The organism is Acidobacteriaceae bacterium (genome assembly GCA_035944135.1).
Lineage (GTDB): Bacteria > Acidobacteriota > Terriglobia > Terriglobales > Acidobacteriaceae > Granulicella.
The window spans coordinates 1,083,076-1,105,381 of sequence record DASZBM010000002.1; the positions used below are offsets into that span (position 1 = coordinate 1,083,076).

Annotated in this window: 17 protein-coding genes; 14 read left to right on the top strand and 3 right to left on the bottom strand. The window is 59.9% G+C overall.

Annotated features, from left to right (window positions below; genetic code table 11):
- Positions 1–51 precede the first annotated feature (51 nt).
- The 13 genes from VGU25_07205 (at position 52) to VGU25_07265 (ending at position 15,797) form a co-directional block, all read left to right on the top strand.
- Complete coding sequence (locus VGU25_07205; GenBank protein HEV2576981.1) at positions 52–1,233, top strand: TIM barrel protein; 1,182 nt, start codon at positions 52–54, stop codon at positions 1,231–1,233.
- 100 nt (positions 1,234–1,333) lie between these two features.
- The gene (locus VGU25_07210; protein HEV2576982.1) at positions 1,334–2,440 is read left to right on the top strand and encodes a substrate-binding domain-containing protein; all 1,107 of its coding nucleotides are present in this window, start codon (positions 1,334–1,336) and stop codon (positions 2,438–2,440) included.
- 83 nt (positions 2,441–2,523) lie between these two features.
- The gene (locus VGU25_07215) at positions 2,524–4,740 is read left to right on the top strand and encodes a bifunctional rhamnulose-1-phosphate aldolase/short-chain dehydrogenase (protein ID HEV2576983.1); all 2,217 of its coding nucleotides are present in this window, start codon (positions 2,524–2,526) and stop codon (positions 4,738–4,740) included.
- Positions 4,737–6,248, top strand: coding sequence for an FGGY-family carbohydrate kinase (locus VGU25_07220; protein ID HEV2576984.1), 1,512 nt, complete (start codon positions 4,737–4,739; stop codon positions 6,246–6,248). Before VGU25_07215 ends, VGU25_07220 begins: the two co-directional genes overlap by 4 nt.
- Positions 6,227–7,807, top strand: coding sequence for an alpha-L-rhamnosidase (locus tag VGU25_07225; GenBank protein ID HEV2576985.1), 1,581 nt, complete (start codon positions 6,227–6,229; stop codon positions 7,805–7,807). Before VGU25_07220 ends, VGU25_07225 begins: the two co-directional genes overlap by 22 nt.
- 363 nt (positions 7,808–8,170) lie before the next feature.
- Complete coding sequence (locus tag VGU25_07230) at positions 8,171–8,356, top strand: Flp family type IVb pilin (protein ID HEV2576986.1); 186 nt, start codon at positions 8,171–8,173, stop codon at positions 8,354–8,356.
- 84 nt (positions 8,357–8,440) lie between these two features.
- Positions 8,441–8,986, top strand: a complete 546-nt coding sequence (locus VGU25_07235; protein ID HEV2576987.1) for an A24 family peptidase — start codon at positions 8,441–8,443, stop codon at positions 8,984–8,986.
- Between the two features lie 4 nt (positions 8,987–8,990).
- Positions 8,991–9,809, top strand: coding sequence for a Flp pilus assembly protein CpaB (gene cpaB, locus VGU25_07240; GenBank protein ID HEV2576988.1), 819 nt, complete (start codon positions 8,991–8,993; stop codon positions 9,807–9,809).
- Positions 9,810–9,830: 21 nt separating this feature from the next.
- Positions 9,831–11,267: a type II and III secretion system protein family protein gene (locus VGU25_07245; protein ID HEV2576989.1), complete on the top strand. Its 1,437-nt coding sequence runs from the start codon at positions 9,831–9,833 to the stop codon at positions 11,265–11,267.
- A 17-nt stretch (positions 11,268–11,284) separates the two neighbouring features.
- A complete protein-coding gene (locus VGU25_07250) occupies positions 11,285–12,532 on the top strand; it encodes an AAA family ATPase (GenBank protein HEV2576990.1) in 1,248 nt (415 codons plus the stop codon).
- A gap of 36 nt (positions 12,533–12,568) precedes the next feature.
- Positions 12,569–13,924, top strand: coding sequence for a CpaF family protein (locus tag VGU25_07255; protein HEV2576991.1), 1,356 nt, complete (start codon positions 12,569–12,571; stop codon positions 13,922–13,924).
- An 11-nt stretch (positions 13,925–13,935) separates the two neighbouring features.
- A complete protein-coding gene (locus tag VGU25_07260) occupies positions 13,936–14,895 on the top strand; it encodes a type II secretion system F family protein (protein HEV2576992.1) in 960 nt (319 codons plus the stop codon).
- Positions 14,896–14,993: 98 nt separating this feature from the next.
- Entirely contained in the window at positions 14,994–15,797 is an 804-nt protein-coding gene (locus VGU25_07265) for a type II secretion system F family protein (GenBank protein HEV2576993.1), read from the top strand.
- Positions 15,798–15,928: 131 nt separating this feature from the next.
- On the opposite strand, the gene VGU25_07270 is transcribed toward VGU25_07265, so the two are convergent.
- Together VGU25_07270 and VGU25_07275 are read right to left on the bottom strand one after the other, a co-directional pair.
- Positions 15,929–16,168 carry a hypothetical protein gene (locus tag VGU25_07270; protein ID HEV2576994.1) on the bottom strand — a complete coding sequence of 80 codons (240 nt, stop codon included), beginning with the start codon at positions 16,166–16,168 and terminating at the stop codon, positions 15,929–15,931.
- Positions 16,169–16,317: 149 nt separating this feature from the next.
- Positions 16,318–17,823, bottom strand: coding sequence for a hypothetical protein (locus tag VGU25_07275; GenBank protein HEV2576995.1), 1,506 nt, complete (start codon positions 17,821–17,823; stop codon positions 16,318–16,320).
- A 426-nt stretch (positions 17,824–18,249) separates the two neighbouring features.
- Here VGU25_07275 and VGU25_07280 point away from each other — a divergent pair, with 426 nt between their 5' ends.
- The gene (locus tag VGU25_07280) at positions 18,250–20,031 is read left to right on the top strand and encodes a hypothetical protein (GenBank protein HEV2576996.1); all 1,782 of its coding nucleotides are present in this window, start codon (positions 18,250–18,252) and stop codon (positions 20,029–20,031) included.
- On the opposite strand, the gene VGU25_07285 is transcribed toward VGU25_07280, so the two are convergent.
- Positions 20,032–22,272 (bottom strand): xanthine dehydrogenase family protein molybdopterin-binding subunit, encoded by a 2,241-nt coding sequence (locus VGU25_07285; protein HEV2576997.1) that lies wholly within the window; start codon positions 22,270–22,272, stop codon positions 20,032–20,034. It lies immediately after the preceding gene.
- Positions 22,273–22,306 lie beyond the last annotated feature (34 nt).

The following is a 22,306-nucleotide window of genomic DNA, read 5'->3' on the forward strand; positions in this document are numbered from 1 at the left end:
AGTTTCAATAGGTATTGAATTCCTCATTCGACTCAAACCGGGACGGCGCATATGAAAGACCAAAGCATAGAGCGGATAGATAAGGCCCTTGATCAATTCCGGATTGAGATTCCGTCCTGGGGTTTCGCCAACACTGGAACGCGTTTCGGCAAGTTCATCCAGGACGGCGCGGCGACCTCGACGGCTGAGAAGTTCGCCGATGCGGGCGAGGTCTTTCGACTGACCGGGATCACGCCGACGGTTGCGCTGCATGTGCTCTGGGATATGCCTAATGGGCTGGACGATGTTGAAGTGATCCGCGCGCTGGAGCGTGAACACGGTGTGCGCGCAGGCTCGATCAATCCGAACCTTTTTCAGTCGCAGGACTACAAGTTCGGCTCCATTGCGAATCCCTCCGCCGAGATTCGGCAGATGGCGATTCAGCACTTGGTCGATTCGGTTGAGATTGCCAAGGCTTTGGAAAGCCGGGACATTTCACTGTGGATCTCCGACGGCTCCAACTACCCTGGCACGCAGTCGATCCGCCGACGGATTGGCTGGATGGAAGAGGCGATGGCCGCGACACACGCCGCGCTCGGCGCCGGGCAGCGGATGCTGATCGAATACAAGCCGTTCGAGCCGGCGTTCTATCACACTGACATCGCGGATTGGGGCATGGCGCTGCTGCTGGCGCGTCACGCCGGCGCACAGGCAAAGGTGCTGGTCGACACCGGCCATCACTACCAGGGAACGAACATCGAGCAGATCGTCGCGTGGCTGCTCCATACGAACGAGCTTGGCGGCTTCCACTTCAACGATCGCAAGTATTCGGACGACGACCTGACGCTTGGCTCGATCGATCCGTATCAGCTGTTCCGCATCTTCGCCGAGATCCTCAGTGCCGGCGCGGAGGCCGACTCTGTAGCCTTCATGATCGACCAAAGCCACAACCTGAAGGGCAAGATGGAAGCGATGGTCCAGAGCGTGGTCACGGCACAGGAGCTGTATGCGCGCGCGGCGTTGATCGACTTCGATCGCCTCGCCGAGCTGCAGGACGCGTGCCGACTCGTCGAGGCGGAAGAGTGCTTCCGATCGGGTTTCTGGACGGATGTGCGGCCGGCGATCCGTGCCTGGCGCGAGCGCCGCGGACTGGCTGCGGACCCGTTGCAGGAGCTCGCCGCGAGTGGGTACGTGGAGCGCGTCAGCGAACAGCGTCGCGAGCACAACCGCCGGTCCACCGCGACCTACGCGTGAGACCGGTAACCCGGCTCATGGACTTTAGGCTCAAGGAGTTTCAGAATTCAATAGCGGAACTGTATCATTCCTAGCTGTACCCTCAGTTCAGGAGCCTCCGTTGGCGAAATCCAGTCCGCGCCTTTATTTGATCCCTGTTCTTTCCAAAGCTCTCGACATCCTTGAACTGCTGCAAAACGAAAACCAGCCGCTAACGCTGGAGGCGATCCATCGCCGCACGCGCGTTTCGAAGACCACCGTGTACCGGGTGCTGAAGACGTTCGCGCATCGTGGCTACATCTCGCAGGCGCAGGACGGCACGTACCGGCATGTCTCGCGCCCGAAGAAGCTACGCTTTGGCTTCGCCGGTCAGAGCGCCGACATGCCTTTCTCGGTCGAGGTGACGAGCAGCCTTGTGGAAGCTGCGGCAAGCTGCGGGGTCGATCTCATGGTGCTGGATAACAAGTACGATGGACCCACCGCGATCAAGAATGCTGAAGAGTTCATCCAGGCGGGTGTGGATCTGATCTTCGAGCTGCAGGTGGAGCATGAGGTTGCGCCGATCATCGGCGACAAGATTGCAGCCGCGAAGATCCCGCTCATCGCGATTGATATCCCGCATCCGCATGCGACATTTTTCGGTGTGGACAACTACCGCGCGGGGATGACCGCCGGCCAGGCACTTGCAGAATTCGCGATGAGCGAGTGGGAGGGCAAGGTGGATTGGGTGCTCGGCCTTGATCTGCCGGAGGCCGGCCTGCTGGTGCAGAGCCGCGTCTCGGGCGCTTTTGAGGCGATTCGTTCCGCACTCCCCGACCTTCCCGTGGAGGCGTTCGTCAGGATCGATGGCCGCGGAATTCGTGAGCGCAGCCGCAAGGTCATCTCGGAGTTCCTGGAGCGGCATAAGCGCGAAAAGAACATCCTGATTGCCGCCGCGACCGACACCAGCGCGCTGGGCGCGATCGATGCTGCACGCGAACTGAAGCGTGAACGCCATGTGGCCGTCGTCGGCCAGGATTGCATCCATGAGGCAGTGGAGGAGATGAAGCGAAAGAGCTCGCCCATGATTGCCTCCGTGTCGCACGAAACTAACAGCTACGGTCCAGCGCTCATGAACCTTGGCCTGGCGCTGCTCCGCGGCCAAACTGTTCCGCCATACAACTACGTCACGCACCGTCTGGTCACGCGCAGGTCTGTTCTGGAGAATGTGAACTCGACCTTTGAATAGGGTGAAATTCAAATACGAAACTGTTGCTCTATTGCCTTTCAATGTGTGACAATGGTCGGGCATTTTCCTTCTGAGAGCGCCCTATGCCCCAAGCCACTGCGACAGCCAAGCTGAAGTTTCTCGAAGACAAGTGGGACGAGTCGTACGCGAAGACGCTCGACGCCCCTGAACTCCTCCGCTACCGCTCGAATCTGCTCGGCTCTGACCTCCGACTAACGAACTTCGGCGGCGGGAACACGAGCTCGAAGCTCGAGACAGTCGATCCGGTCGACGGCCAGAAGAAGCTGGTGCTGTGGGTCAAGGGTAGCGGCGGCGATCTCGGCAGCATCAAGCGCTCCGGCTTCGCGACGCTGTATCTGGACAAGCTGCTCGCGCTCGAGAAGCAGTATCGCGGCGTTGACGAAGAGGACGCCATGGTCGAGCTCTATCCGATCGTGACCTTCGGCAACAATCCGACGGCGGCATCCATCGACACGCCCCTGCACGGCTTCCTTCCCTTCCCGCACGTCGATCACCTACACCCTGACTGGGCAATCGCGCTCGCGGCATCAGGGAACGGCAAGCAGCGTATGGATGAGTTTAACGCCGAGTTCGGGCACAAGCTCGCGTGGCTGCCGTGGCAGCGCCCGGGCTTCGAACTCGGCATGATGCTTCGACAGATTGTGCAGGAAACACCCGGCTGTGATGGCGTTATTCTTGGTGGCCACGGGCTCTTCACGTGGGGTGACACGCAGCGCGACTGCTACGTCAACACGATCACGATCATCGATCAGATCGGCCAGTTTATCGAGCGTCATGCCGCTCGGCCCGGCTACAAACGCTTCGGCGGAGAGCGTGTTCCGACTCGCGAGGACCGCAAGAAGATTGCGGCGAAGATCATGCCTCGCTTGCGCGGCGCGGTCTCTCACAACCAGCGTTTCATTGGCACCTACACTGATTCGCCGCAGGTGCTTGAGTTCGCGAACTCGACGCAAGCCGAGCAACTCGCACACCTTGGTACAAGCTGCCCCGATCACTTCATCCGCACCAAGATTCGTCCGCTCTTCGTCCGCTGGAATCCTGCCGATGACCCCGCGCAGCTGCCGGCGCTCTTCGATTCGGCGCTCCAGACCTATCGTGCCGAGTACGCCGATTACTACACGAAACACGCAGAGCCGAACTCGCCCAAGCAGCGCGATGCCAACCCCACCGTCGTTCTGATCCCGGGCGTCGGCATGTTCTCCTTCGGCAAGAACAAGGCCGAGTCGCGCATCACCGGCGAGTTCTACACGAACGCGATCGGCGTGATGCAAGGTGCGGGCGCTCTCGGTGACAACAAGCCGTGCCCTGCAGTCCCGCAGGCTTCAACGCGCATTCCGTCGGACCGCTTCACGGTGCACGAGAACTACGTCGCGCTGCCACCCAGTGAGGCGTTCCGCATCGAGTACTGGCAACTCGAAGAGGCCAAGATTCGCCGCCAGCCTGCTGAGAAGCAGCTCTCCCGTCAGATTGCGCTTATCGTCGGGGGCGGCAGTGGTATCGGCCGCGAGGTCGCGCTGCTTGCAGCCGAGCGCGGTGCGCACGTCATGGTCGCCGATCGCGATACCAAGGGCGCCGAAGCCGTGGCCAAGGAAGTTCAATCGAAGTACGGACGCGAGGTCGCGGACTTCACCTCGATCGACATCCGCGACCGCGCTGCAATTCGGTCTGCCCTCGATGCGACCATCCTGCGGTACGGCGGCATCGATATCCTGATCAACACCGCTGCGCTCTTCCCCTCTTCGGCGGACGGCATCATCACCGATGCGCAGTGGGCTCTTACGCTTGAGGTGAACGTCACTGCAAACTATCTGCTCACCGACGAGCTCAAGTCGATCCTCGATGCGCAGGGACTCGAAACGAGCATCGTTCTGACCAGCTCGGCGAATGCGGTCGTCGCCAAGCGCGGCAGCGAGGCCTATGACGTCAGCAAGGCAGCGCTGAGTCATCTCGTGCGCGAGCTCGCCGTGAGCATGTCGCCGAAGACCCGTGTGAACGGAATCAGTCCCGCGACGGTTGTAAAGGGCTCGACGATGTTCCCGCGCGATCGCGTCATCGCCTCGCTGAAGAAGTACAACCTTCCCTTCGACGAGTCGGGCTCCGATGACGATCTGCGCAACGTGCTGGCGCGTTTCTACGCCACGCGCACGCTTACACACCAGCCGATCGATCCGAAAGACTGCGCCGAAGCCATTATGTTTCTCGCCGGACCGCAGGCGCGCTGCACCACCGGGCACCTGATTCCGGTTGATGGGGGTCTGGTGGAGGCGTATCTCCGGTGAGCCAGCAGGCAGCCTTTCTAGCACCGAAGGACAAACGCGCGCTGATCGCGGTCGACCTCGGCGCCGAGAGCTGCCGTGTCTCTCTTCTCCGCTGGCGCGATGACGCGCCGGAGATCACACTCGTTCATCGTTTCGCCAACGGCCCGGTCGAAAGCGGCGGCCTTCACTGGCCGATGCGCGCGATCGAAGATGGCATCGACGACGGTCTTCGCCGCTGCGCAGAGCTTGCTCCTGAAGGCATCCGCTCCGTTGCGGTCGACGGCTGGGCTGTCGACTACGTGCGTGTGGGGCCCGACAACACCGCATTGGATGCGGCGTTCTGTTACCGGGACGAGCGCACCATCGCCGCGCAGCAACAGCTCCACACAAAGATTTCGCCGCAACGCCTGCAGGAGATCACCGGCATTCAGCTTGCGCGACTTAACACTCTGTATCAGCTCTACGCGGATGACGCCGCCAATCTCCCGCCCGGCACACGCTGGCTCAATCTGCCCGAGTACATGCTCACGCGCTGGGGCGCCGCGCCGTTCGCCGAATACACCAACGCGACGCACACCGGCATGATCGACCTCGCGACGCGCAACTGGAGTGCAGAAATCTTCGCCGCCGCGGGCCTTGATCTTCAGCGCGCGGCAACGATCACGCAGCCAGGCACGCGCCTCGGCAAACTCCGTCGCCCACTCGCCGAGTTAGCCGCGCTGCGCGATACCGAACTCATCGCACCTGCCTGCCACGACACCGCTTCCGCTATCGCCGGCATTCCCGCGCATGCCAAGCAGTGGGCCTACATCAGCTCCGGCACGTGGTCACTCATCGGAGCGCTGCTGTCAGCGCCCTGCAATTCGCCCTCGGCGCTTGCCGACGACTTCACCAATCTCGGCGCGATCGGCAACCGCATCTGCTTTCACAAAGCCGTCAACGGCATGTGGCTCCTCAAGCAGTGCATGGACGCGTGGGAGGCCGCCGGTACATCCTTCACGGTGGAAGACCTGGTCCGCCGCGCGTCCGTCGAGTCCGAACCTCCCGCTCTCCTTGATGTTGGCGATCCCGAACTCGGCCTCGTCGGCAACATGCCCTCGCGCATCAACGCTCAGCTCCGCGCGCAGGGTCACGCCACGCTGGATGAGAGCCCTGCTGGCGCTGCGCGGATGGCCGCGCTCATCTTCCATAGCCTCGCCGCGGCCTACGCTCGCGCGCTCGAAGAGCTTCGCCGGTACACGGGCGTGCAGCTCACTGAAATCGTCGTTGTCGGTGGCGGGTGCCGCAATGATCTTCTCTGTCGTCTTACGGCAGAACGAACCGGCCTTCCCGTTCGCCGCGGAGCTCCCGAAAGCTCCACCATCGGAAACTTCGCAGTACAGCTCGCTGCGCTCGAAGGCGCCTCGCCGGCCGAACCGGATGCGTTTGCTGCCGCAGTGTCCTCCTGGGCCGCCACGCTTCTGCACTCCGCCGAACCGGCATCGACTGCACCAGCACCGAGCCCCATATGCAACGCCGCGACATCCTGAAGGCAGCCGCACTCAGCACACTCGCGCCTGCGATGCGCCCGCTTGCGCTCCTTGCACAACCCAGCGCCGGCACCGCAACTGCCCCGCGCTTCTCGACCTCGAACATGACGTGGCAGCACGCTTATGATCGCGCGCTCCAGGTCCTCGCGGCGAATGTTCAGGTGCTTCCACGCTTCAACGGTCCTGTGCTCATCGAAGGCGCCGAGTACGCTGGAATCTGGCAGGAATGTGGACCACACGAATCGCTCGTCTACTCGCTCTTTCGTCCTGACGTGGCCCGCAACACGCACATGACCTTCTTCGTTCTGCAGCACGATGACGGCCAGCTTCCGGCGAACAATAAGCGTTCAGAGACCGGTTTCGGTCAGATCCAGATGGTCGTGCCCATCGCTGCCACCGCGTGGGAGCTCGCAGATGCCACCGGCGACTCCGAGTTGCTCCAGACTGCCTACTACGCCTGCTCGCGCTGGGATGCATGGCTGATGCGCTATCGCAACACGCGCGGTACTGGACTCATCGAAGGTTTCTGCACCTACGACACTGGCATGGACAACAGTCCCCGCTGGGCAGGCTGCGCCAATCAGTGCCCCGACAAAGATGCGCGTCAATGTCCTCCGAACCCCACGTTACCGCGCCTTTGCCCGGATCTCTCGGCGACGGTCTACGGCGGCCGCGTCGCACTCGCCGCAATGGCTCGTGCTCTGGGTAAGTCCTCGGAATCCGATCAGTGGCTCGATCGCGCCGAAAGCCTTCGCAAACTCATCCTGGAGAAGCTCTACGTTTCCGAGGACGCTGCCTTCTACGATCTAGACGCGCACAACAACTTCGTCAAAGTCCGGAGCGATATCCTCTCGCGCATCTGCGGCGAACACGTCCTTGATCAGAAGACCTTCGACACACTATGGTCGCGACAACTGGGAGACCCGCACGCGTTTTGGGCTCCGTATCCTCTGCCGTCGATCGCGCTCAACGATCCAACCTTCGTTCGCCCGATTCCGCGTAACTCGTGGGGCGGCCCGTCGCAGGCGCTCACTGCGCTGCGCGCCGGACGATGGTTCGATCACTACAACCGCTCGGCTGAGTTTGCTCACATGATGCAGCGGTGGTGCGACGCAATCCTGCGCGATCCATCGTTTCGTCAGCAGATCGATCCTCTGACGGGCGAGTTCACGCAATCAGGCTCGGCCAGCTACTCTCCCGCGGCGTTGGTGCTATGCGACTACACCTGGCGGCTCGCCGGCGTGAGAATGGAGGACGACGGACTTTACTGGAACATTCGTCCCGACTGTGCGGCGGCACAAGACGGCGTCTTTTCTGTCTCACTCCACAACGGGAAAGTCGCCGAGCTTCGCTACACTGCCGGCAGCGCAGAGCTAAGACTTGGTGGCAGGTCACTCGGGCGCATTCACGGCACCGCTCGTCTCGTCACGAGCCTGGATGGCAAGCCCCACTATCTCCTCGGAATTAATTCCGTCGTCACAAGAGTAAACATTGCACTGGGTGGCCATTCGCGTCGCCAGGTAATTGTCGAACCGAACGAACGCAATCCTCTCTTCTGACGAACCTAAGATCACGAAGCGCGACCACTGCGTCGTGATTTGAGTTACTTCCGGAATCACACTACTTACAAAAGTAGTGGTAACGGCACCTGAAGTTACTAAAAGTCATTGACACTTAGTGTAGCGACTGATACTTGTAACGGCACGATAGCCGAAATGGAAGAGGGATTAGGCCGACAGGCGGCACGTTCCGAGTAAGTGCTCGAAACGAACCTTCACTCCTGAAGCTATAGGCACGTCCCTTCCTCTTGTGCGCAGTGCGGACGCGCGATTGTGAACGATCCAATCGGGCCAGCTCTCAAAGAACACGACATCTGAATACGCCATACGCCGCACTGCTTATTTTTCCCAAGGAGAACTACCATGACTCTTCGCAATCTCGTCTCCGTTTTCCATGAGGACGAATCCGGTCAGGATTTAATCGAGTACGCGCTCATCTGCGCCCTCATCGCTCTTGGTGCCATCGCTGGCATGAAGACCGTCGCCAATTACATCAACAACGCGTTTAGCTCGATCGGCAGCCAGTTGAGCAGCGCTACCGGCCAGTAAGACGCAAATTCAGCCGATGGTGCCGGGCATTACGGGATCAATCCCGCACGCCCGGCAGCGTGGCTTTCCTGAAATGCGGGCCTTATGGGCAAGGGGTTCACAATGCAAATCTGGTTGCTCGACGGAGCGGTACTAGCAGCGCTTCTCGGCGCCTGGTTCGATGTCATCTCTGCCCGTATCCCGAACCGGGTCACGTACCCGGCAATTCTCGCCGCGCTTTTGGTTCGTTTCTGTTTTCTCGGCTGGCACGGGCTGCTGGAGGGGCTGCTCGGCATGGTTCTTTGCGGCGGGGCTTTTTTCCTGCTGTTTGTGATTCACGCGATGGGAGGTGGCGACGTCAAGCTCATGGCTGCGGTAGGCGCATGGGTGGGCTATCGCAACGCTGGTTTGGCACTCATCGTATGCGCCCTCGCCGGTGGTCTCATTGCATTGGGATATGTCATCGTTCTCAAGCGATACCGGGCTACCTTCTCCAACATTGCTGCGGTGATTCGTTTTCACGCAACCAGCGGTTTGCGTCAAAACCCGGCGCTGAATCTCTCCAGCGCGAACGCCGTGCGCATGCCCTATGGGCTCGCCATTGCTGCGGGCGCCGTGGGCACGTTGATCTCGACCGTTTGGAAGGGTTGAAGTCATGGATATTCGTCGAGTCTCCCTCGCGCTCCTCATCGCTCTCGTGCTCTCGGCAGGCGCGACGTATCTTCTCTATTCACATCTCCGCAGCGAACGAGCGAAGTCGCCGTTGACAATTCGTGTCGTCGCTGCCGTGGATCAGCTCCCGGCCGGAACGCCACTCACTCCCGAAAACCTCAGGGTTGTCGACTGGCCCGCTTCCATGCCCCTCACCGGCGCATTCTCTCGGCCCGAGCAGGTTCTCGGTCGTTCACTGATTTATCCCGTCAGCGCAAATGAACCCGTGGTCGAAAGTGAGTTGGCCGCACCCGGATCCGGCCTCGGTCTGTCGGTAAAGATCCCGGAAGGCATGCGCGCCATCTCGATCCGGTCCAATGACGTGGTCGGTGTGGCTGGGTTCCTCTACCCCGGCAGTCACGTGGATGTCCTCCTCACCTATCGTCCTGACAACGCATCTGCGCCGCTCACACAAACAATTCTTCAAAACGTTGAAGTGCTCACTGCCGGACAGACGCTCGAACCTGACCCGAAAGGCAGACCCGCAACCGTCAACGTGGTCACGCTGCTTCTCAGTCCGCGCGACGCACAGAAACTTGTACTCGCAACTCAGCAAGGCTCAGTCCAATTCGTTCTGAGAAACGGCGCGGATCAGAACAGGCCCGAGCCGAAGCCCGTTCTGGCCTCACAGTTGGTCGCGGACGTCACGCCTGTTGCACCCAGACCGCACGTGGCCGCGGCTCCAAAACCCCAACCCCGACCTGCTGAGTTTTATAGTGTCGAAACCATTGCAGGGGATAAACACACCGTCGCGAAGTTCTAGTCGCAGGATGAGGCTCTAGATATGCACATTCGAGCAGGACGGGTTCTGGTTCTTGCTGTTCCACTTTGCGTTGCGTCGGTTGCAGTATCGCAGACCGATAGCGTTCCTCAATCAACTGCGACCCCGGCCGCGGCTCCTCAGACGTCCGCTGAAACCGAGACCGTTCACATCCTCGTGGGCCGCTCCATCATCGTCACGATGCAGGCGCGGCTTCGCAAAATCTACGTGAGTAATCCCGCCGTGATCGACAGCACTACAACCGAACCGACGCAGGTCGTCATCACCGCAAAGGCGCCGGGCTCCTCCAACGTCGTCTTCTGGGACGAGGACGGCCGTTCGCGCATGCTTGAGGTTTCAGCCGACGTCGATATCGCCGGGTTACGTGCCGCGCTCCAGCAGACCTACCCAAATCAGCCCATCGAGGCTCGCGCTGAAGAAGGCCGAGTTGTTCTCTCCGGCACCGTCACGGATCAAGGCGTCGCCGACACTGTGCTCAAAATGGCGCAGACTTACACCAAAGAAGTCGTCAACGGTCTACTGGTCTTTACGCCGGCGCATAGCAAACAGATCATGCTCAAAGTCCGCTTTGCCGAAGTGGATCGTGGAAAGATGAACACCTTCGGCATCAACATCCTCAGCACGGGCGGAGCCAATACCATCGGCACTGTTTCGACCCAGCAGTTCTCGGCGCCCACGGCGGGGGGCACGGTCAACGGCTCGATAGGCGCTGGAGTTCAGGGCACCACTTCCAGTTTCACCGTCGGCAGCCTGCTCAACATCTTCCTCTTCCGCCCCGATTTGAATCTTGGCGCGACGATCGAAGATCTTGAGACGAAGAATGTCCTTCAGATCCTTGCGGAACCCGACCTGCTCGCTGTCAGCGGAGAACCTGCACACTTTCTCGCCGGTGGCGAATTTCCCTACCCTGTCGTGCAGGGAACGCAGGCCGGAGGGGCCGGCGCAGTTACAATCCAGTTCCGTCCCTACGGCATCAAGCTCGACTTTACTGGTACGATCGAGCCAGATAATTCCATTCGGCTAAAGGTCGCTCCCGAGGTCAGCTCGCTCGATTACGGGAACGCTGTCACGATCTCCGGTTTTACGGTCCCCGCTCTTTCTACGCGCCGTGCTGAGACCTCCGTTGAGTTGAAAGATGGCCAAAGCTTCGGCATCGCCGGGCTACTCGACTCCAACACCACGATCCAGATGAGCAAGATTCCAGGGATCGGGGATATCCCGATTTTGGGCCTCTTCTTTCGCTCGCATTCCAAGAACCTCACGACGTCTGAGCTGCTGGTCGTCGTAACTCCGACAATCGTGGATCCGCTCGGAATACCCAGCCCGGTTCCACTGTTGCCGAAGCCCGTCGTCCCGGCGCTCGATCCGAATCGTTTCGATCAGCATTTCCCGGGGGCTCATCAAGTTCCAGGAACCGCTACACCCATAATGCAGAGATAGGAATTACGGTGCGCGATATGTTCGGAAACTCGAACCCGGATAACAACCAGGAGATGTCCATCCTGGCGATTCATCTGGACGACGCCGCCGTCCATGTTCTCGGTCGCGTTGTTGCGTCCGTACCTGGCTTCACACTCGGCGCATCGCTTCGGCAATACTTCGGCGAAAAGGATGCGTCGCTCCTCCGCACCTTCCGCGAGGTTCACCCCGAGGTCTGCATCATTGATTTCGACCGTGACCGTCCGATGGCCCTCGAGACCGTCGAGTATCTGCGCCGCACCTCTCTCTATCCGATGTCAATCTTCGCCGTGTCCAGCCGCATGGAGGCCGAGGCCATCATCGAAGCGATGCGCTCAGGCTGCACGGAGTACCTCGAAAAGCCGCTCGTCGCTGACCGCGTTCAGGACGCTCTTGCGCAGGTCGCACGCAAGAAGCGCGACTCCTTCGTCTCTGACGTACAAGGCAAACTCGTCACGCTCATGGGCGTGAAAGGCGGAGTTGGCACGACGACGCTGGCTGTTCATCTCGCCTATTCCCTCGCCAAGCGCAGCAAGAGGGTGCTCCTCGTCGATCACCAGCCGGAATTGGGTGAGGTGACACTGCACCTTGGCCTTGAACACCACAGCTACGGTTTCTACGAGCTCGCCTGCAACCTCAGCCGCATGGATGCCGAACTGCTCCAGGGCTTCGTTCTCAAGCATGAGAGCGGTCTCGAAGTGCTGGCCTCACCCGAGGGGCTCGGAGCGACACCGAAGACCACACCCGAAGCCGTTCAGCAGACCTTGCGCTTCTTGCTTCGAATGTATGACTACGTGGTGGTCGATACCGACGCGCGCTTCGATGAGCAGAACCTCGCTATCGTTGAGCTGAGCGACGAGTTCTCGCTCATCGCCACACCTCAATTGCCTGCTGTCCGCGCAACGTCGCGCTATCTCGACTATCTATTGCGTCTGAATTTTCCGACATCTAAATCGCAGGTCGTCCTCAACCGATGGACAAAGAAAGCTCCCTTGTCGATCGAAACGATCGAGAAGGCCTTGCACAGAAAAATTTCACTCATCATTCCCAACTCTGACCAGGAGCTTGCGGAAGCGATCTCAACCGGAATCCCGGTCTCCATCAAGTCACGATCCGATTTCATGCAGGGCATCGGTAAGTGGACGCTCCGACTCAACGGCTCACTGGACACGACAGCCGACAACAACACCGAGAAGCGAATCAATCAAGCGCGCTCTCGTTTCAACGTTCTCGGAATTTCGGGATAGCTTTAGGCGCGGACTGCAGCATGCAGGGAGGTCAACATGGGCTCTATGAATGAAGTACTTCCTTCTTTTAGCCGCATACCACCAATTCGCGGCAATGAGTCGCCACGGTCCGGTGTCACCGGTCGTGTTTATCAGGAGATCAAGTCCGCGCTGCATCGCGACATGCTCGCGAAAATCGACTTGGAAAAGCTGCGCAATCTGCAGGATCTCCGCGCGCGTCAGCAGATTCTCGCCGTCATTCAGGACCTGATGACGCAACTCGACACGCCCCTCAGCATGGTCGAGAAAGACCGCCTCTGCCGCGAGGTGCTCGACGAAGTCTTCGGCCTTGGCCCGCTCGAGCCGCTGCTTCAGGACCCGACCATCAACGACATCCTCGTCAACACGCACAACGCCGTGTACGTTGAGCGTTCCGGCGTGCTCGAGAAGACCGGTGTCACCTTCAAGGACCAGGTGCACCTCATGCACATCATCGACAAAATCGTCTCCGCCGTGGGGCGTCGTGTCGATGAATCGTCGCCAATGGTGGACGCACGCCTGGCCGACGGTTCCCGCGTGAACGTTATCATCCCGCCGCTCGCGGTCGACGGTCCCATCCTCTCCATCCGCCGCTTTGGCACCACGCCGCTCGAATCCTCAGATCTGCTTCGGAACGTGACCATCACACCCGAGATGCTGCAGCTTCTTCAGGGAGCCATCAAAGCTCGCCTGAACATCGTGATCTCCGGCGGTACCGGTGCCGGAAAGACCACCCTGCTGAATGTGCTCTCCAGCTTCATCCCCGACACTGAGCGCATCGTCACCATCGAAGACTCGGCCGAACTCCAGCTCAGGCAGCACCACGTTGTTCGCCTCGAGTGCCGCCCCGCCAACCTCGAAGGCCGTGGTGGTGTCCGCCAGCGCGAACTCGTCGTCAACTCTCTTCGCATGCGCCCCGATCGCATCATCGTTGGTGAGGTTCGCGGCGAAGAGGCGCTGGACATGCTGCAGGCCATGAACACCGGCCACGATGGATCCCTCACAACCATTCACGCCAACAGCCCGCGCGACGCCATCGCTCGTATGGAGACCATGGCGATGATGGCGAATCTTAACCTGCCCGAGAAGGCAATCCGTCAGCAAATCGCGTCCGCTGTCGCGATCATCATCCAGATCTCGCGCATGAGTGACGGCACTCGCCGCATCACTCATTTCAGCGAGATCACCGGAATGTCTCAGGATGTCGTCAGCCTCCAGGACATTTTCCGCTTTGAAAAGCGCGGCCTCGGCCCCAACAACAAAGTGATCGGACGCTTCCAGGCCACCGGCATTGTCCCCAAGTTCCTCGAAAAACTTCAGGCCTCCGGAATCGGAGTTCCCATGGATATCTACAACCACGTCGTCGACGTATAGCTGAAACGGCCATGTCTCTCCTTCTTCTCTTCGTCTTCATTCTCGCGGCTGTCTTCACCGTGGTAGTGGTGTTCACTCAGCCAACGCGTGCGGAAAAACTCGCCCATTCGCGACTCGAAGCCGCCGCCGGTCGCGGTCCTGCGAACATCTCACAGCGTGTCGATATTCTTCGCCGTGATTCCTACAGCACGATCCCGTGGCTCAATCGACTGTTCGGCAAACTCACGCCCGCATCGCGGCTTCAGAAGCTCCTCGTCGAAGCTGACCTGAATTGGTCGGTGGGCCGCCTCTTGCTCGGTTCGCTCACGGCGCTTCTAGTCGTTTACTGGACTTGCGAGATCCTCTCCGTTAATCCGCTCGTCATTCCACTCCTCGTCTTCATCTCATTCGTCGCGCCCTATGCGTATGTCCTCGCTCGACGCAGGCGCCAGTTCAAAAAATTCGCTTCACTGCTCCCTGATGCAATGGACCTGGTCTCGCGCGCGCTCCAGGCCGGCCATTCCCTCACAGCCGCACTTGATCTCGTCGGCCAGGAGATCGCCGACCCGGTCGGCAAAGAGTTCCGCCGCGTCTCCGAAGAGCAAAATCTTGGTCTCCCGCTTCGTGACGCTCTGTTGAATCTCGCGGACCGCGTACCCGTTCCCGACGTGCAATTCCTCGTCGCCGCAATGCTCATACAGCGCGAGACAGGCGGCAATCTCGTTGAGGTCCTCGACAAGACGACAGCGCTGCTGCGCGAGCGAATCCGCCTGCAAGGCGAGATTCGTATCTATACCGCGCAAGGACGCCTGACCGGTTGGATCCTCTGCGTGCTCCCGATCGTCATGTTCTTCGCACTCAATGCGCTCAACCCCAATTACACAGCTCCCCTGCTCAACGAGCCGGTCGGCCGTCACCTGCTGGTTGCCGGCGGCGTGTTCATGGTCTTTGGAATTATCGTCATTCGCAGCATCGTCCGCATCAAGGTGTAGCCATGGTCTATATCCTCATCGCCGCCGGTCTCACTATCTTCCTTGGTACGACCCTGGTCATTTTGATCTTCGAACGTCGCGCCTCGGCCGAAGCCCGCGTGCTCGAAGCCGTGCAGGGGTTCAAACCGGTCGCCGCTACCCAGTCCTTTCGGCCGGCGGCCATCCTCACCGAAGTCGGTTCAGTAACCGAGCGCTTCCGCCGGACAATTGGCATAAACAACAGCGCGAGCGCTGCGCGCCAGCTCATGCTGGCCGGGTACCGCCAGCCCTATCACGTCGAAATCTTCTATGCGACTCGACTACTGCTTACTGCGATCACCGCGGTCCTCATCAGCGTCCTGATCCGTGACAACCTCATCTTCTGGTTCATCGTTGGCACGATCTTCGCGTTCTATGTGCCGGACCTGTTCGTGTCACGATTGGTCCGCAAGCGCCGCGAACGCGTTCGCCTTGGCCTCCCGGATGCCCTCGACCTCCTTGCTATCTGCATGGAGGCCGGCCTTGGGTTGGATCAGGCTCTTCTGCGTGTCGGGTCGGAACTCGCCGGCACACACCCCGACCTCAGCGACGAGTTCAACCTCATCAGCCTCGAACAACGCGCCGGAACCCCGCGTATCGAAGCCTGGAGGCATATGGCTGAGCGCACAAAACTTGAGATTGTCTCCGCCTTCGTCAGCATGCTCGTTCAGACAGACAAGTTTGGTACTCCGATTTCAAAGGCACTTGCGGTATTTTCTGACTCGCTCCGCATCGAGCGTCGTCAGAAAGCAGAAGAGCTCGCCGCAAAGACGACCATAAAAATGGTATTTCCCCTTGTATTTTTTATCTTTCCAAGTATGTTCATTGTGTTATTGGCCCCAGCATTTATAAGTATCATTCACAACATTCAGAATCTTTTCTAAACGCACAATCAGATGTCTTATCTACCTTGAAAGGGAGAAAGCATGGATACACCAACAATTATTCGCGTTGTTGCAGGAGTTCTATTTGTCGTGGTGCTTCTCGTTCTTATCCAACGACGCAAGCGTAAGGTTTAGCTACTCGCACTATGGGTCCACGGCACGCGGAGTACCTGCGCATTTCCAATCCGGTCCGGCACTCCGTGCTGGGAAACCGGGTTGGCGTTGCCGATACGTCGCTGACCCGTTTCGTGGGCCTCATGGGACGTAGCTCCCTTGCCCCCGGACATGGGCTCCTTATCCGGCCATCCAACGGAGTTCACACGTTTTGGATGCGCTTCAGCATCGACGTTCTTCTCCTGGACAGAGAGCATCGGGTACTCTCTGCCTACGGCAACCTACGTCCTTTTAGGATGACATCAATTAACTGGAAAGCTTCCAGCGCGCTCGAGCTTCCTCCCGGAACCATCGCCGGGTCGAACACTGAGGTAGGAGACCTTCTGCAGCTCGAACCAGTTACTTCCTAACTGCCGGCCTGGTTCCTCTCAAACACGCAACTCACTCCGTCGTCGTAAATAACGTGCCACCCCGTTGTGTGTCGGATCAAATAGGTGAACGGATCATCCTTCGACGGGAAGAAAATATACTTCGCGTGATATTTATCTACAATCGCCATCGAATCCTTTAGACCGATTGCATTCAGGTAGTCCGCCAGCACGCCTTTGTACTCGAAAATATCCGTGCGGCTGTCTACAAGCGTCGGGATCGACGGCTGACTCCAGATCATCCATCCGCCGTACATGTAGTGATTGAAAATCCGCTCGTTCGGCATTACGTGCGTCTGCAGGTACCGCACACCACCCAGCGGCATCTTCTTCGCTAAATCTTCATTGATCTTCCTCGTTGCTGGCCAGCGACAAACAATCACAATCAAGACGGCGGCCGAGAACAGCGCGTTCACCCATGACTTATCAATGCTCCTGTTGTAAGCCGGGATAAATTCCATCTGCCGCGCCAGGATTGGAGCAATCAAGATAGCCGCCGGAAACAGGAAACGCACATAGGTCAGCGACATATAGACCCCGAAAACCACCAGTCCCAGCTCAGCCAGCTTCCACTGACGCCTCCCAGCCAATGCGAGCAGGAACAACGCGAGCAGCAGCCCGCATACAATCTTTCCCCTTGGCTCATGAAAATTGACAGAAGCCCACTCCACCACATGCTCCACATTCAGCTTCTGCCGAAAAGCAAGATCGAACGGATAAAACACTCCCTTATATCCATAAGGATTTACAAAAAGTGCCGGCACAATCGCCGCTGCCGTCATAAGCAGCCTGCGCCGCTGAAATGGCGTCCATCGCTCCGCAACTACCTTGCCCGAGGTCCCGGAGACAAACCCGCTGCCCACGACAATCCCAAACACCAATAGCCCAACCAGCCATGACCCATGCAGATTCACCCACAACAGAAAGATCAGCGGCACTGTCCACAACGGAGCGTCACCAGTCCTCATCAGCTTCCAGAGTACGAGCATCAGTGCCAGCAGGCAGGCCCATCCCATCAGGATTGTCCTCGGCCCAAAATTCACCACTGCCAGCAGCACCGCTCCTACAGTCGCTAACGCGGACGCCTTGATCGAGTCACTCGCGCGATACGCCAGCAACAGAATCCCCATCATCAGCGTCTCGACCATCACCACATAGCCGAAGAACAGCCCAGCGACTCCACCCAGCCGCCACAGCCCATAAAACACCAGCTCTGACAGCCACTCCGAGTTCACCCAGGGAGTTCCAACGACTGTGAACGAAAATTGGTCTACCCGCACCCAGTGGTGCTGTTGCACAAGAATCTGCGCATCCTTCAAGTGCCACCAGATGTCAGGATCTGCTATTGACTGTCCGCAGAAAAAGAAAGTAATCAGCGCAATGGTCGCGGCAAGAGTTACATGAAACGGACACCATACCCGTGCTGTCGGTGCCGCCGTTTTCGGGGTCTCAGGAGTTACACCTAAGTCTGCCACGGTGCTCATAACTTCCTCGCCACCTACAAACAGAGATCGCCGCCGCGTTCCATCCCGTTTGCGTTGGCCGCGTATCCGGATTCTAAGTCGCACCTTATGACCCAACAAGTCTATTTTCTGCTGCTTATCTCAGTAAGTTACCTCTTACTTACTTGCAGTTATCTGCATCAGCGCTTTGGTCTGAATACGATTCTATTTACCGGCGTTCCACCCTGTACTTCACCCTTACCTTTTTCGTTGACATTGCCTCTTGCAGGACTAGACTTGCCCCATCTGCAAAGCTCCTGACCTGCGCGGTCGTGTGCAATGTCGTAAATTGCTCATCGCCGTCGTAGAAGCGAGTTCGGCCACAACCTTCGGTGAGATTGCGCTGGTTATGTCCTGTCCTCTGCTGTCACGAGCCCCAGCAAGCACGTGCACAACCGGACATCTCCTGTGCCACTAGAAAACCCACGCCCGATCGTCTCGACACCGACTCTCGCGGAAGCCACCGGCCTGCCAGTGCGCGGTCTCCCCGCTTCAGGCAGCGCGCATCTCGTCGTCCTCGCCACAATTCTTCTAATGAGCCTTGCCCCCGTGATTGTTGACGGCCCGCTCCACGTTCGTCAGCCCTACGAACGTGTGGATCTCGACCAACCGCAAACCAGCAGGCCAATTCTTCCCAATCTCCAATCCTCTTCCGCGTCCTCATCATCGCACGGCGCAGCGTCAGCACGCTCCGCGCCCGGTCGCAATGCGTCTTCCAGCGCATCCTCGATGGCACTCCTTCACACCGGCCCGCAACACATCATCTCCAACACTCCCGACGCAACGAACTCCGTGCAGACCATTCTGCAGCCCGATCTTCCGCATCCTCCTCGCCTGCCCACTGCGCTTCCGATTCCAAGCATCGTTCGCATGGCCGCCGGACAGCGCGCGCCGTCACTCTCCGCGCCGAAGTTGACTGCTATAGTCACACCGGCCCTTCCCAAAATTCAGCCATCCACCGTCGACACGGTCGCCCTTACCTCTGCAACCGAACTCGCCGACGCACCCAAGCTCGCCGCCTTTGCCACCAAGGGCCGTTCCTACGACGCGCCTAAGCCGCCACCCGCTCCACCAGCTGTCGTCAAGCCAGCCGCCCCAGCTGCCGTCGCGAAGAGCGCCCCAGCCCCGCCATCGACTGCGACTCCCGCCGGCGGCACCGACACTCACAATCTCCTCGTCGTCAACTCCATGGAAGTTCAGTCGACGATGACTGAGCACGACATTCCCGCCGCCGAACTTCATGGCCGCTTTGAGGTCTTCGCCAATCCCAACCTCGCCGAAGTCCACAGCACCGGCGGCACCTCCACCACAGCCGGGGTCTCCGGCTCCGGCACCGCTGCATCAGGCTCAGGAGCAGGTAAGGGCAACGCAGTTACCCCCGCAGGATCAGGAACAGGCGGGCCCCATGGCAAAGGCTCAGGCGGCGGCACTTCAGAGATCGCCGGTTCGGGCTCTTCAAGCGGCAGGGGCGTCGGCAACGGCGGAGGGCTCGGCTCAGGTCACAGCCCCGGCACAGGTATGGGCAACGGTAACGGGTCGTCTCCCGCGGGCGGCAGCGGCTCTGCGCCCTTCTCCGGCATGACCATCGTCGGAGGCTCCGGAGGCAACGCTCTTCGTTCCGCTCCCTCGGACGCTACTGTTGATCCAAACAATCCGCACGGAGCCTATGGGCTCTCGATCCTTTCCGCTGCCGGCAGCGGCGGCGCCGTTCGCGACTTCGGTGTGTTCACTGACGGCCCCGTCTACACCGTTTACCTCGACGTCTCCAAGCTCGGCATCCACGGCGCGCGCTGGAGCCTCCAGTACAGTGCCTCGCGCGAAGTCCGCATCGCACACCCCGGCGTCGCACTCACGCCGCCATTCCCTGAAGATCAGCGACTCCCGCAGCTCCCGCCTGCTGCCGTCACCGCCAACCTCGGCCGCATCGTTGTCATCCAGGCGAATCTCAAAGCGGACGGCAAGCTCGAGGCCTTTCACGTCATGGAATCGCCCGATCAGCGCCTCAACGAAGGACTTGTTGAAAGCCTTACGCACTGGTACTTCGAGCCCGCGACTATGGGCACCGAGAAGGTTGCCGTCAAAGTTCTCCTTGGAATCCCAATCGCCCCCGCGATGGCGGACAACGGCATCAGTCAACAGGCCGACCAGCGAACACCCGCGCCGGGACTGTCCCGTGCCGCAGCCCAGTAGTTACACCACCGTCGATCGCAGCAGGTCCTCAATCCTCACCGGCAGCTCGCGCACCCGTACGCCCGTTGCGTGATACACCGCGCTTGTAATCGCCGGCGCTACTCCTGCAAGCCCGATCTCACCAATCCCGCGCGCGCCATACTCGCCCATCATCGGGTCGGGAATACCGAGGAAGTGCACATCAAGCTTCGGCACATCTGCGTTCGTCGCCACCAGGTAGTCCGCGTAGTTGTCGTTGATCGGATGTCCATTCCGCGGGTCGTACACGGTCTTTTCCAGCAGCGCCATGCCGATCCCCATCACCACCGCGCCCATAATCTGGTTCGTTCCTGTCTTCAGGTTGATGATTCTTCCCGCGTCCATCACCGTTATCACGCGGCTTACACGCAGTTGCGCAATCTTCGGCTGCCACTCCACCTCAACAAACTGCACACCAAACGAGTGCGTTGAGTAGTCACGCGCCTTCGTGTCCGAGCCCAGCGCTCCCGACTTCCCATCCGCACTCACATATCCAACCTTCGCCGCGCGCAGCACCTCCTGAAACGGAACCGCAGTCGCGCGATCCGCCTTCAGGTGCACGCTTCCGCCATTCATCACCAGTTCGGTCGGCTTCTTCCCTGCAAACGGCGCGCCCGGACGCGTCGCCATCGCCAGCACCATCTGCACCGCGCCATTCGACGCATCCGCAATCGCCGGCATCACCGTTGCCGTCAGCGTCGACCCGCCCGAGGTCCCGCCCGGCACAAAGTCGGTGTCGCCCAGCAGCACCTCGATCTTGTCCACCGGAAGCCCGGTCTTGTCGCTCACAATCTGCGCGAAGATCGTGTACGTTCCCATGCCCGGATCCTGCGCCGCGCACGACACTCGCGCGGTGCCGTCATCTTTTAGCGTCACCGTCGCCTGGCATCCGCCTCTCCACGCACCCCACGACGCCGCTGCAACTCCCCATCCCAGCACAGTATCGCCGCGGCGCATCGACCCAACCTCCGGCGTCCTCTGCGACCATCCAAACTTCTCCGCGCCCACCTCCAAACACTCCTTCAGATGTCGCGATGAAAACGGCTTCCCATTGCTCTCATCCGTCAGAGTGTCGTTCTTCAGCCGCAGCTCCACTGGATCCATCTTCAGCTTGATCGCCAGCTCGTCCATCGCGGACTCCAGCGCAAACAACCCCGGCACAGCTCCCGGCCCGCGCATCGGGCACGGCGTTCCCACATTCCGCTGCACCAGCGCCGACGTCACCTCCAGATTCGGAGTGCTGTAAATAAACGGCGTCGCTTCACCGCAATTCTCGTGATAGTTCCCCACAAAAGAAGTGTGATTTCTGTAGTGCTGCTCCAGCGAAACTAGCTTCCCATCCGGCGTCGCTCCCAACCGGATCTGCTGCTGCGTCCTTGGCCTGTGTCCTCCATCCCAGAACATCATCTGTCGCGTCACTGTGAGCTTCACCGGCCGGTTCAGCTTGCGCGCCGCCGCCCCCGCCAGCGCCGAGTGCGGCCATGGGCTCAGCTTACATCCGAACCCCGATCCGATAAATCGCGATATGACTCGAACGTTTTCCTTCGGTACGCCGAGCACCTGTGACATCGTGCGCTGGTGGCCGACAACGCCCTGCGTCGTCTCGTACAGCGTGAACCGCTGCCCATCCCACACCGCTGTCGTCGCATGCACCTCCATCGGGTTGTGCGTCTCCACCGGAGTCGCATAGGTCTCGTCCACCTTCACCGGCGCGCCGCTGAACCCCGAGTGCACATCGCCGCGCTTGCTCTCCGTGCGCGTCTGAACATCCGCATCATCCAGATTCGTCGACACATTCGGCTTGTCCGCGTCATACGTCACGCGCACCGCTGCCGCCGCGGCCTGCGCCTGCTGCAGCGTCTTCGCCACCGCCAGCGCCACATACTGTCCCCAGTAGTAGACCTGCTCATCCTCAAGCGGCTGCCGATCTTCATTCATATGGCCGCTGGACGGGTGATACAGCGGCCCGATATTTCCGTGATGCAGCACCGCAACCACGCCCGGCATCTTCTCCGCTGCAGACGTGTCCATCGAGCGAATCTTCCCCTTCGCGATCGTCGCGCACACAGGCATGGCGTAGACCATCCCCGGAAAGCTATAGTCCGTCGCATACTGCGCGCGCCCGGTCGTCTTCACCGGGCCGTCGACGCGCGGCAGCGCCGCTCCTATCACCGGTGGAAACTCCGTCCTCACCTCTGCCTGCTTCGCGTCGTTATCCTGCATCGCCATTCTCCTTCGCGATCCGGCGGCGTAAGCC